The organism is Janthinobacterium sp. MP5059B, from assembly GCF_001758645.1.
GTDB lineage: Bacteria > Pseudomonadota > Gammaproteobacteria > Burkholderiales > Burkholderiaceae_D > Janthinobacterium > Janthinobacterium lividum.
Map to the genome: position 1 here is coordinate 744,162 of NZ_LRHX01000006.1, position 13,421 is coordinate 757,582.

At 68.8% G+C, this 13,421-nt stretch carries 2 protein-coding genes; both read left to right on the plus strand.

Translation table 11 applies throughout. From position 1 onward, the window contains the following. Window positions 1–48 precede the first annotated feature (48 nt). Window positions 49–12,675, plus strand: coding sequence for a filamentous haemagglutinin family protein (locus JAB1_RS08035; protein WP_083299611.1), 12,627 nt, complete (start codon window positions 49–51; stop codon window positions 12,673–12,675). Window positions 12,676–12,683: 8 nt separating this feature from the next. Next, window positions 12,684–13,388: a sigma-70 family RNA polymerase sigma factor gene (locus JAB1_RS08040; protein ID WP_175445033.1), complete on the plus strand. Its 705-nt coding sequence runs from the start codon at window positions 12,684–12,686 to the stop codon at window positions 13,386–13,388. The last annotated feature ends 33 nt before the right edge of the window (window positions 13,389–13,421 follow it).

The window sequence follows — 13,421 nt, forward strand, 5'->3', positions numbered from 1 at the left end:
GCTACCGCCAGGCTCCGTTCCCTTCTCTCTAGCCAGGAAACCATTGCCATGACCAAGCTTCACACTGCCCAGCGCCCAGTCCCCACCGTTGACACGGGCGCGCAGCGGTCCTCCACGCTGGGCAGCCGCTTGCGGCTCACGCCGCTCGCCTACGCACTGACCACCATGCTGATGGCGGGCGCCTTTACCACGCCGGCGCGCGCGCAGCAGGCATTCAGCGGCGGCTGGTTCGCGGCCAAGGGCGCGGCGCAAAATACGGCGGCCACCTCGGGCCGCCTGCCGAATGGCCAGCCGCTGCCGCTGGGCAGCCGTCCCGAGGGCCAGCAACAGCAGGCGAACCAGCAGTTGCAGCGCTCGCTCAACAACCTGAACCTGGCTGCGCGCGCCATCGCCGCGCAGCAAGCGGCCCAGGCGCAGGCGCGCCAGGCGGCGAGCGGCGTGCCCGGCGCACCCGATGGTCTCGTAAAAGGCGGCTTGCAGGTCGACACCAACAGCCTGACGGCTGGCTGGCTCAACGCCCAGGGTCCCGTGCAGACAGTCGCGAACGGCAAGACGGCCGTGGTGGTGCAGCAGACGGCGGACAAGGCTATCCTGAACTGGGAAACATTCAACGTGGGCAAGGATACGACCCTGACGTTCCAGCAGCAGAAGGATTGGGCCGTGCTGAACCGGGTCAACGATCCGCAAGCGCGTCCCAGCCAGATCCAGGGCCTGATCAAGGCCGACGGCACGCTGTTGCTGGTCAACCGCAACGGCATCGTCTTCAACGGCACGAGCCAGGTCGACACGCGCAGCCTGGTGGCGGCCGCGGCGCGCATCAGCGATGCGCAATTCCAGAAGAACGGCATCTACAGTCCCGGCACGGCCGGCGCCACGACGTTCACGGATGCGGCCGGCAAGGTGCAGGTGCAGGCCGGTGCGCGCATCGCCTCCAATGCGCCCAAGGGCAGCACGGAAGGCGGCGGTTACGTAATGCTGCTGGGTAAAGAGGTGCACAATGCGGGCGAGATCGGCACGCCCAAGGGCCAGGCCCTGCTGGCCGCCGGCGACAGTTTCAGCATTAAAAAAGGCGTGGGCACGGATGGCAATCCGCTGTCGACCACGCGCGGCAGCGAAGTCACGCCGCAGTTCGCGGCCGGCAGCACGGCGGGCAAGGTCGTCAACACGGGCCTGATCCAGGCGCGCGAAGGCGACGTCACCCTGGCCGGGCGCACGGTGCAGCAGTACGGCGTGCTGCTCGCCACCACCACCACGGCCACGCGCGGCACCATCCACCTGAATGCCCTGGGCAGCGACGCTGCCGTTACCGTGGGACGCGGCGCCACCACGGCCATCCTGGTCGAGGATGACGGCAAGACGACGGCGCTCGACAGCCAGCGCGACGCCATGCGCGGCCCCGCCGTGACGTCCACGGAAAACATCCTTGCCGTGAACGACCGCCGCGACCAGTCGCGCATCGAGATCGGCAGCGCCGGCACGGTGGACTTCATGGGCGACTCGCTGACCCTGGCCACGGGCGGCCAGATCGCCGTCAACGCGGCCAGCCGCAGCCTCGTGCGCGACGGCGCCCAGCTCGACGTTTCCGGCGCCGTCGGCGTGAAGGTGGCGATGGAGGCGAACAATGTCGAGATCAACGTGCAGGGCAACGAACAGCGCGATGCGCCCGTCAACCGCGACGGCAAGGCCTTGATCAACAACAATATCTGGGTGGACCGCCGCAAGCTCGTGTTGGTTCCGAAAGGCACGAACGGCTACGACAGCGACCGCTGGTACACGGCCGGCGGCTTGCTGGAAGTGGCCGGCTACCTGGGCACGCAGGGCCACTCCGTCAGCGAATGGATGGCGCAGGGCGGCACGGTCAGCTTCGGCGGCAAGGATGTCGTCACGCAGCTTGGCTCCAGCATCAACCTGTCGGGCGGCACCCTGGACGTGCAGACGGGCGCGCTGCGCCAGACCTGGCTGAAGGGCGCGGACGGCAAGCTGTATGAAGCGGGCAGCGCGCCCGCCGACTTGCCTTACGCGGGCGTGTACAAGGGTTACGAGGAAGAACATGCGCGCTGGGGCAAGGATGCCAGCGCCTTCTATGCCAATCCATTGATCGCCGCGCAAAAGCGCCTTGAAAACGGCTACACGGTGGGCCGCGACGCGGGCAAGCTGGTGGTGGCGACGGGGTCGGCCGTGCTGGAAGGGGGCATCGCGGGCGACGTCTTCCAGGGCGAACGCCAGGCGCAGGCGCCGCAGGCGCTGCTGGACGGCTACCAGCAGTCGCAGCTCGCGGCCGCGCAGCGGGGGCAATTGATCGTCGGCCAGTATCAGCCGATGTTCGACAAGCGCACGGGCGTGCTGCAGCATGCGTTGTCGGCCGTCATGGACGAGGTGCGACTGACGCACGTGCAGGACGGCATCGCCGCCGGCCTCGACGTGGCCGACGTGTTGGCTGCAGAGCGTCAGGGCAAGCTGCTGCTCGATACCAATTTACTCAACAGCCAGCAACTGGGCGCCGTCCGCATCGCCGCGAAAGGCGCGATCACCGTCGACAGCGCGCTGCAGGTGGCCGATGGCGGCAATATCACCCTGTTCGGCAAGGACGTGGCCATCAATGCCAGCCTGCGCAGCCATGGCGGCAGCATCGCGGCCGGCAACGTGCTGAGTCAGATCGGCCCGCTGGGCATGCTCGATACCTACGTCAATCCGGGTGCGCCCCCGGGCAAACTGGTGCTGGCCGACGGCGTCACGCTCGATGCCAGCGGCTTGTTCAGCAACGTGCTGCGCGATCCGTTGGCCGCCGCCGGCCTGCCTTACGTGAACGGCGGCAGCGTGTCCCTGCGCGCGTTTGGCGACGTGCGCATCGGCAATGGCAGCCTGTTCGACGTGAGCTCGGGCGCAGCCATCCTGGCGCAGGCGAAACAGCAGGGCGGCAAGGGCGGCAACGTGACCCTGGCCAGCTATGGCGCCAAGGCCGACCTGGCGCTGGGCGAAGGCGCGCAAGTGCGCGGCCATGGCGTGCAGGGTGGTGGCAAGCTGGAATTGCAGGCCAACAAGATCCTGATCGGCCACATTGAAAAACCCGAGGCAGGAACCGTGCAGCTGGACGGCGGCTTCTTCGACAAGGGTTTTTCCACCTATAGCCTGGTCGGCAAGCAGGGCGTGACGGTGGCGGACGGCACGCAGGTGGACGTGCGCATGCCCGTGCTGCGCGTGGTGGAGAATGAAAAACTGGCCCTGTGGATGCCGGAACAGGTCACGGAAAATCCGCTCAAGGGTACCTTGACGCAGCGCAAGGGCGCCAGCCTGGCCCTGCAGGTGGGCGATATGCAGTCCGGCGCGGCCGACATGGCCACCGCCGAGCTGCTGGTGGGCAAGAATGCCGTGGTGAGCGTCGATGCGGGCCAGTCCATCAAGCTGTCCAGCGTGGGCCAGCTGACGGTGGAAGGCCGGCTGAACGCGTGGGGCGGCAAGATCAGCCTCGGTGGCGTGGGCGTCGACAAGCCCGTGTCCGAGGCGGTGGAGGCGGCCGGCCATGGCCGCTCCATCTGGATCGGCGACAACGCCGTGCTGGACGTGGCCGCGCGCGCCGTCAGCGCCACGGATACGCAGGGCCGGCGCTACGGCAAGGTGCTCGATGGCGGCAGCATCGTCGTCGGCGGCGAGATCGACCATGCACAGGGCAGCACTTCGGCGGCCAGCCTGTTCGTCGTCGTGCGCGACGGCGCCGTGCTCGATGCGTCCGGCGCGCACGCCGTGCTCGACGTAAATGGCGATGCCATCGACGTGGCCAGCGCGGGCGGCAGCATCGCGCTGGCGTCGAACAATGGCCTGTACCTCGATGGCCAGCTGCGGGCCAGGGCGGGTGGCGCGGGCGCGGCGGGCGGCACCCTGTCCGTGGCCACGGGCACACCCGAATACCTGAAAGTGCTGGCCACGCCCAAGGTGCTGCAGGGCCGCCAGCTGCGGCTGACGCAGCGCCAGGCGGCCAGCGACCTGGCTGACAATGTGACGGCCCGGGACGGGGCGCAGACGCTGCAGTACGGTCATGGCCGTTTTTCCGTGGAGCAGGTGGAGGCGGGCGGTTTCGGCAACCTGGCCCTGCTGGGCGCCGCCAGCTTCGATGGCGACGTGTCGCTGACGATGCGGCAAAGCTTCCAACTGTACGGTGCGCCGCTGCTGTCGCCCGGCAGTGAGCCCGGCGCGAAAGTCAGCGTGGCGGCGCCGTATGTGCGCCTGGCCAGCATCAAGCCGGCCGGCCGCGATTTCTATACGACGCCCGGCAGCGCGGGGGAGTCGCCGGTCGCCAGCCAGATCAGCATAGCGGGCGACTTGATCGACGTGCGCGGCATGGTCGACATCGTGGCCAAGGACGTGCGCCTGACCAGCAGCGGCGACCTGCGCTTCCTGCTGTCGCCGCTGGGCTGGGATGGCAACCAGCCGTCGACGGTGCTGTCTTCGCCTGGCGACATGACCCTCACCGCGGCCCAGCTGTATCCGGCCACGGGCGCCGGCGCCGCCGTGCGCGTGGGCATGGGCATAAAAGACGGCAATATCGTCTACGACCCCGAGCGCAGCCTGACCATCGCGCGCAGCACGGACAGCATTCCCGCCGTGCCGTACTCGGCTTTTGGCATGCTGCAGCTGGGCGCCGCCCACATCGAGCAGGGCGGCATCGTGCGCGCGCCGCTGGGCCTGCTTAACCTGGGCCTCAGCCTGCGCGCGGACGAGAATAGCCTGAGCATCAATTTCTTGCCTGGCAGTATCACTTCCGTCAGCGCCGCCGGCATGACCATGCCGTATGGCGGCACGGCCGATGGCCAGAACTGGAACGTCGACGGCAAGAAGACGGAGTTTCTCGGCGTCGGCGGCAGCAGCGCCAACGGCACCATGCGTATCGGCGTCGATATCGCCAGCGTGGCCGTGGCCGTCAAGCCGGGCGCGCTGCTGGACTTGTCGGGCGGCGGCGAACTGACGGGCGCCGGTTTCGTCGCGGGCCGCGGCGGCTCCACCGATGCGCGCTACCATCCGCTGCTGCAGGTAGGGGCGAACGGCGGCTTTGTCCTGCCGGGCCTGGCGACGAATCCCGTGTACGCCATCGTGCCGGGCGTGCAGGCGCCGCAGGCGCCCGTGGGCGGCGACCAGGGCGCTTCCGACCCGGCCGTGGGCCGGCAGGTGACGCTAGGCAGCGGCGTGCCGGGCTTGCCCGCCGGCACCTATACGTTGATGCCATCGACCTACGCCTTGCTGCCGGGCGCCTTCCGCGTGGAACTGAACGGCCTGGCGGGGCAGGCGAGTGGCGGCGCACCGGCGCAGCCGCTGCGCAACGGTTCCTGGGCCGCGCCCGGCACACTGTCGATCGCGGGCACGGATATCCGCGCGCCGCTGGCCAGCCAGCTGCTACTCACGCCGGCCAAGGTCTTGCGCACGTATTCGCAGTACAACGAAATGGGCTATACGGCGTTTGCCCTGGCCGACGCGCAAACGCGGGGCATTCCCCGCCCGCTGCTGCCGGCCGATGCGAAGACGTTCAAGCTGCAACTGGCGCCCGGCGCCGGCACCGACTCCTTCCATTTCGAGGGCACGGGCAAGTTCGGCGCGGCCACGGGCGGCTTCGGTGGCACCGTGTCGGTGATCGCGGGCGGCCCCGAGGATATTGAAATCATCGCCGACGGCGCGTCCGCCACGCCGGGTTTTGGCGGCGTCACGCTGCATGCCGGCAGTCTGAACGCGATCGGCGCGGCGCGCATCGTCATCGGTTCCACGCCCATCATCAATTACGGACAGGGCGGCAACTACATCAGTTTTGGCACAGAGCAGGCACATAATATCTACCTGCGGCGCGGCGCCATCCTGGCGGCGCCGGAAGTGATGCTGCTGGCGCGCGATCCCTGGAATACGGAATGGACCGCCGGCCTGATCGATGTTGCACCCGGCGCGGGCATCAACACGGTGGGACGCGGCAAGGCCGCCTATGACTCCAGCGACGGTTTTATCTACCAGAGCAACGAGGGCATCCACATGCTGGCCGCTTCGAACGGCTTGATGAATGTGGCTCCGGTCGGCGGTTCGGCGCGCGGCGGCATCAGCATCGGCGTGTGCGGCGACGCCTGCGCCGGCACGGCCAGCCTGTACTCGGAAGGCACCTTGCTGATGTCGACGAATGGCAGTTTCGAGCTGGACAACTCGGCCCGCTACGGCACGCGCAACCTGAGCCTGGCGGTGGGCGCCATCAACATGGGCAGCAGCGAGGCGCTGGCGGCGGCCCAGGCCAGCGGCACGCGTTCCAGCGGCCTGGCCATGAACCAGGGCGTGCTGGACCGCCTGCTGCGCGGCGACACCAGCACGGGCGCGCCGGCCCTGCAGGCGCTGATGCTGAGCGCGGCCGACAGCGTCAATTTCTATGGCGACGTGGTGCTCGATACCTACGACAAGACGACGGGCAAGTCCACCCTGGAGCGCCTGGTGCTGACCACGCCGGCCATGTACGGCCAGGGCGGCGACGGCGCGGTGGCCACCATCCGCACGGCCAACCTGATCTGGGGCGGCGCCCTGTCGCCGGCCGGCAATGTGATTACGCATGGCGCCGGCACGGGCAGCGGCACGCTGAACCTGGAAGCGGAGCGCATCGATTTCGGCTTCGGTCCGTTCACGCAGCCGGCCGGTGTCGCCTCGTTCGACCGCCTGGCGCAGGGCTTTGCCAATGTTAACCTGAAGGCCAGCGGGCAAGTCACGGCCAACCACAAGGGCAGCCTGTCCGTCTACCAGGCGCAGGACGGCTACGAGGCGGGCAAGGGCTACCAGTACAGCGGCGGCAAGCTGAACATCACCACGCCGCTGCTGACGGGCGACGCCGGTTCCACGCACAGCTACACGGCGGGCGGCGCGCTGACGGTGGCAGCGCCGGCCGGCGTGACGCCGGCCGCGTCCGTCAAGAACAACGATGGGCTTGGTGCTCAGCTGAGCTTGAAGGGCGACAGCGTGAGCGTGGCCACGGCCGTGGTGCTGCCGAGCGGCAAGCTCACCGTCAGCGCACAGCACGACATCACCGTAGCCGACGGGGCACGCATCGACATGGCCGGCCGCAAGAGCACCTTCTTCGACGTGGATAAGTACAGCTGGGGCGGCGACGTCACCCTGGACAGCCGCGCCGGCGACATCCGCCAGGCTGCGGGCGCCGTGATCGACCTGTCGGCCGAGCACAACCGCGCCGGCAGCCTGAAGGCCGTGGCGCTCGATGGCGCGGCCGGCATGGTGGATTTGCAGGGCAAGATATTGGGCGGCGCCAGCGGCAGCTACGACGCGGGCGGCACCATGGTGCCGTACAAGCCGGGCAGCGTGGACGTGCGCGCGCAAACCCTGGGCGCGGGCGGCAACCTGGACAGCCAGTTCGCGTCGCTGAACCAGCGCCTGACGGCAGGCGGCGTGACGGGCGGGCGCAGCTTCCAGCTGAAACGGGGCGACTTGACCATCGGCAATGAGGTCAAGGCGGGCGAGGTGCAGGTGTCCGTCGACAACGGCCGTCTCGCCGTCGCTGGCGTGATCGACGCCAGCGGCGAGCGCGTGGGCAGCATCCGCCTGGCCGGCAAGCATGGATTGACGTTGGCCGGCAACGCCGTGCTCGACGCGCATGGCACGGTCTTGCGCGTCGACAGCTATGGCAAGATCATCGACAGCCCGAACCGGGCCATGGTGGAATTGAACTCGGGCGAGGGCGCATTGAACCTGGCCGGCGGCGCGCAGATCGACGTGCGCCACGGCACGGCCGCCGTGGCCGGCAAGGGCAAGGGCGAACACGACGGCGCCGCGCGCGGCACGGTGGAACTGAGCGCGCCGCGCCTGGGCAGCGGCGGCGCGCGCACGGATATTGACGCTGCCACCTTTGGCGACATCGCCATCGCCGCCGGCGGCGGCTTGACCATCCGCGGCGCGAAATCCATCGCCGTCAATGCCATGCAGCGCTATGACGACGCGGCCTACGCCATGGCGCCCGACGCCAATGGCGTGCCGGTGCCCGACCTGTCGGTCGGCGGCCGCCCCTACCAGGTGATCAACCAGGCGTATCTCGACAGCAAGCACGGGGACAGCGCAGCCTTCATCGATGCGGCGCTGGCGAATACGGCCTTGCGCAACGGCAAGCTGGCTGGCCTGGCCACGGCCGCGTATGCCGATGCGCTGCACTTGCGTCCCGGCGTCGATATCGTCAGCAAGACGGCGGACGGCGACCTGGTGGTGCAGGGCGACCTGGATTTGTCGGGCATGCGCTATGCCAGCCTGAACCCCCGCTTCCAGCGGACGAGCGTGCGCGGTTCGGGCGAGGTGGGCAGCCTGCTGCTGCGCGCCGGCGGCGACCTGAGCATCTACGGCAGCATCAACGACGGCTTCGCGCCGCCGCCCGCCACCAAGGACGAAAACGGCTGGCGCCTGCTGCCGGGGCGCGACATCAATGGCAGCGACGTCATCGTGCCGGGCAAGGGCGTGACCGTGGCCGATGGCACGCTGTTCCCGGGCGGAATCGCGCTCAATTATGACTTGCCCATCAAGGGTTTCAATGTGATGGCCAATACGCGCCTGCCCGTGGCCGTGACCCTGGACCAGGCCATGATCGTGCCGGCCGGCACGGTGCTGGCGGCCGCCGTGCGCGACAGCGCCGGCAATATCGTCCACGCGGCCGGCACCTTGCTGGCCACGGAGCAGACCTTTACGGCCGGCATGCGTCTGGACGCCGGCAGCGTGCTCAAGCAAGCGGTGAAAGTGAGCGCCATGACCTGGCCCAAGGGCGTGCCGCTGCCTGGCGTGGCCGGTGAACGCTCGGTCTTTGTACTCGATGGCAACCTGGCGCTGGCCGTGGGCTCCCTGATCCCGTCCGGCACCGACGTCAAGCTGTTGCCCAATGTGGCGGCAATCGAGCTGCGTCCGGAAGTGGCGGGCAGCCAGGGCAAGCTGTGGGCCATCGCGCCCATGCTGGCCGAAGGTTCGCAAGCGTGGGGCATGCGCCTGGTGGCGGGCGCCGACCTGGACGGGGCCGACACGCGCAGCGTGCAGGCGCATCCCGCGCACGGCACCCTGCGCCTGGCCGACAGCCACTACGGCATGTATGGCGTGCTGGTGCCGCCGAAGGGCGTGCAGTACTGGAGCAAGGAAGCGGGAGAGCAGGGCATCGAAGGCATCGTGGCGGGCGAACCGATCTCCGAGGAATTTCTGAATCAGAACGGCACCACGATTGCGAAGTTCTGCGCCGAAACCGCCAGCTGGTGCGATCTGAGGGTGTCCTACGTGTGGACCAAAGAAGGCGCGGAAGAGTTTGCCGACCCCAGAACCAAGGAGGGCGACCTGCTCGATCCGGTGGCGCTGGGCTGGCCCACCATTTGCGAGGAAAATCCCACCTGGTGCGGCACGCCGAACCCCACGTTCGACTACAAGGCGAGCAGCCTGCGCCACAGCGTGCTGCGCACGGGCACGGGCGACCTGGACCTCGTCAGCGGCGGCGACCTGCGCATGGACAGCCTGTATGGCGTGTACACGGCGGGCATGTCGTCTTCGCCGACGGCGGCCGGCGATCCGTACAACCTGCCGCGCTCGCGCAATGCGAACGGTACGGTGCTGGGCAACCCCGACGGCGCGCATGAACGCCTGGTCGATGGCGGCGCCGACAGCATCTACCGGGCATGGTATCCGGACCAGGGCGGCAATCTGCTGCTGAAGGTGGCGGGTAACTTGAGCGGTTCGTTGATCAACGCGGCGAGCGCCAGCAACGAACGTCCCGTCAGCAAGGATGGCCTGGCCGATTCGGTGCCGGTGGGCAACTGGCTGTGGCGCCAGGGCAGCGGCGGCGTGGCCACGGGCGGCCCGGCCCAGCCGACGGCGTGGTGGATCAACTTCGGCAGCTATATGCGCCGCGATACCCTGGCCGACACCGTGCTGGGCTTTACGGGCTTCGGTACCCTGGGCGGCGGCAATGTGCGCGCCGAGGTGGCGGGGGATTCGGGCGTGCAGACCCTGCTGACAGGCAGTTCTTACAACGCCAGCATCAATCCCCGTTCGCAGGGCTTGCTGCTGGCCGTGGGCAGCACGGGTCGCGTGCAGGCCGACGGCAGCGTGCTGCTGACGGGCGGCGGCGACCTCGACCTGCGCGTGGGCGGTGCGCTCAATCCCGCCAGCACGCCCGGTGGCGGCTATCTGAATGGCGCGCTGGTCGACTTGCGGGGCCACGCGGAAACGTCGGCCGCACAGCTGGGCAGCCTGGCGCTGGAGTACGGTTCGCAGCCTACCCAGCACGTACCGCTGGAAACGCGGGCCTATGATGCCTTCACGGCCACGCGCGCCACGCCGCGCGGCGGCATGATCCTGGTACCCGGCGACGCCACCTTCAGCGTGGCGACCCTGGGCGACCAGGCGCTGCAGGATGTGGCCGACCCCGGCCGCGTGACCCTGCCCAATGCCACGCCATTCACCGGCCCGTCCGGAGAGCAGGGCTATGGCTACAGCTGGTTCAGCCTGTGGACGCCGCGCACGGCGCTCGACCTGTTCTCTGCCGGCGGCAATATGACTCCCCTGAGCGGGGCGCTTGGCACGGCCACCGACCTGGCCATCGTCTACCCGTCCATCGTGCGGGCCGCGGCGCCGCATGGCAGCTTGTATTACGGCAAGGCAGTTGTCGACTCGAATGGCGCCACCAGTTATGCTGATCCGCTGGTGCTGGCGCCATCGCCCAATGCGCAGCTGCAGTGGCTTGCCGGTGATTCCATCTATGCGGGCGGCTATGCCGTCAGCCAGTCCGGTGCCGCCGCCGACAGCATCGTTACACCGTTCAAGCCTGGCTTTACGGGCTGGGATATCAGGACTTACGTGACCGATCCCCTGGCTGCCAATGTCTCAAGCACGGGGGCGCCAGCAACGAGATGGAACTTCCCGCTGTTTGCCTTCGGACCGAATTCCTCGGCCGGCCCTGCGAACAGCGGTACGCAGGCCGCCCGCATCTATGCCGCCACGGGCGACCTGGTGGGCGTGAATAGCGGCCGCATCATCGAGTTCACCGATGCCGCGCATGCGGGCATCACCTGGTACGAGGGAGGGCAAGCCGTGTGGATGAAGGCGGGACGCGATATCGTCAGCAGCGGCACGGCGCAGCTGGAAGCCCAGGATGGCACCGCCACCGGGGAAAGGCGCTTCAGGATTCTCAGCAACCTTTTCGTGCACAACAATGCATATGACGTATCGCTGGTCTCGGCCGGGCGCGACATCCTGGGCAGTTCCTTCAACGTGGCCGGTCCCGGCACGCTGGACATCAGCGCCGGGCGCAACATATTGATGCAGGACAAGGGCAGCGTCGTCAGCCTCGGTCCCGTCGTGGCGGGCGACAAGCGTCCGGGCGCCGGCATCGCCATGCAGGCGGGCGTGGGCGCGGCCGGCCTCGATTACCTGCGCTTCGTCAAGCCGTATCTGGACCCGGCGAACGTGGCGCAGAAGGGCGTGCCGCTGGCCGACCAAGCGGGCAAGGTGGTGAAATCGTACGACAGCGAATTGGCAACCTGGCTCGCTGAGCGCTATGCCTTCAAGGGCACGGCGGCCGAAGCGCTGGCCTTTTATCTCGCCTTGCCCGAGCCGCAGCAGCGCGTGTTCGCCCGCACCGTGTATTTCGCGGAACTGAAGGCGGGCGGGCGCGAGTACAACGATGCGGGCAGCTCGCGCTATGGCAGCTTCCTGCGCAGCCGCAACGCCATCGCGGCCCTGGCGCCGGCCACGGACGCCAGCGGCAAGGCGATTTCGTATGCGGGCGATATCGTCATGTACCGCGGCACGTATGCCGCCTACAATCCGATTTCGCTGAACTTCGACCGCATCGTTCCCCGCAGCGGCTACGTGCACACGAATTTCGGCGGCGATATCGAGCTGCTGACGCCGGGCGGCAAGCAGGTGCTGGGTATCGAAGGCGAGGCGCCGCCGGCCACCTCGGGCGTCATCACCAAGGGCGGCGGGAATATCGACCTGTTCTCGCACGGCAGCATCCTGCTGGGGCAGAGCCGCATCATGACGACGTTTGGCGGCGACATTCTGGGCTGGTCGTCGCAGGGCGACATCAACGCGGGGCGCGGTTCGAAGTCGACCATCGTCTACACGCCGCCCAAGCGCGTGTATGACAACTGGGGCAACGTGACCCTGTCGTCCGACGTGCCGAGCACGGGCGCCGGCATCGCCACCCTGGCGCCGATCGCGGAAGTGCCGGCCGGCGACGTGGACTTGCTGGCCCCGCTGGGCACCATCGATGCGGGCGAGGCGGGCATCCGCGTCTCCGGCAACGTCAACCTGGCTGCGCTGAAGGTGATGAACGCGGCGAATATCCAGGTCAAGGGCGAAGCGAAGGGCATGCCGACGGTGGCTTCCGTCAACGTGGCGGCCATGACGAACGCCAGCGCGGCGGCGACACAGGCCACGGCGGCGCAGGAAGTGGTGCAGCGCGAGCGCGCCGCCACCCGTTCGGCGCAGCCCTCCGTGTTCACGGTGCGCGTGCTGGGCTTTGGCAGCGAAGCGCCGCCCGACAGCGCGCAAGCCACGCCGCAGGATGGCGCGCGCAGCGAGGCGGCCGATTACAACCCGCGCAGCGCCGTGCGCGTGCTGGGCCTGGGGCCGCTGCCGGAATCGGCCACGCGCCAGCTGACGGCGCAAGAGCGCAGCAGGTTGTCGCCATGATGGCCGGCATGACCCATGTGGCTGCTGTCTTGCCCTTGCGCATGGCGGGGCATACCGGCATGGCCTGGTGCCGGCCCGCTATCCGGCCCCGCCTGCAGGCGGCCAACGACGTGGCGCCCCTGCCAGTTCCGCCGCCAGGGCAGGGCGCCCGCCTGCAGGCGGTGCTGGAAGGCAATTACGCGGGACTGCACCGGCGCCTGGCGCGCCACCTGGGCTGCGCCGAGCTGGCCAGCGACAGCCTGCACGACGCCTGGCTGCGGCTGGGCAGCTTGGCGGCAGGGGATGGCGCGGCGCTGGCACACAGCCCCGTCGCCTATGTCTTCCGCGTGGCATGCAATGCGGCCATGGACAGCCTGCGCCGCAACCGCGCCTGGCTGTATGCGGACGAGGGCGGTGACGATGGCACCGCCGGCCTGGTCGATTTCCTCGCCGATACGGCGGCCGGGCCGGAACGTCTGGCCGAGCTGCAGGCGGATGTGCGGCGGCTGGCGCAGGCCGTCGACTTGCTGCCGCGGCGCCACCGGCAAGTGCTGGAAGCGTTGCGCGTGGATGAGCTGACCCGCCAGGAAGTGGCCGAGCGGCACGACATGTCCTTGCGCAATGTCGATACGGCCCTGCGCCAGGCGCTTGACCATTGCGCGCGCCACACGGGCTACGCGGCGCAGGGGGGCGTCGGCACGACCCGGCGCAGCCTGCGCCTGCGCCAGGGATAGGCGCTCACCGATGTTTTACGTTCGTTCGCGTAC

Excerpts from the sequence above, each read along its gene's own strand:
- JAB1_RS08035 (WP_083299611.1), top strand. The coding sequence starts at position 49 with ATGACCAAGCTTCACACTGCCCAGCGCCCAGTCCCCACCGTTGACACG.
- JAB1_RS08040 (WP_175445033.1), top strand. The coding sequence starts at position 12,684 with ATGACCCATGTGGCTGCTGTCTTGCCCTTGCGCATGGCGGGGCATACC.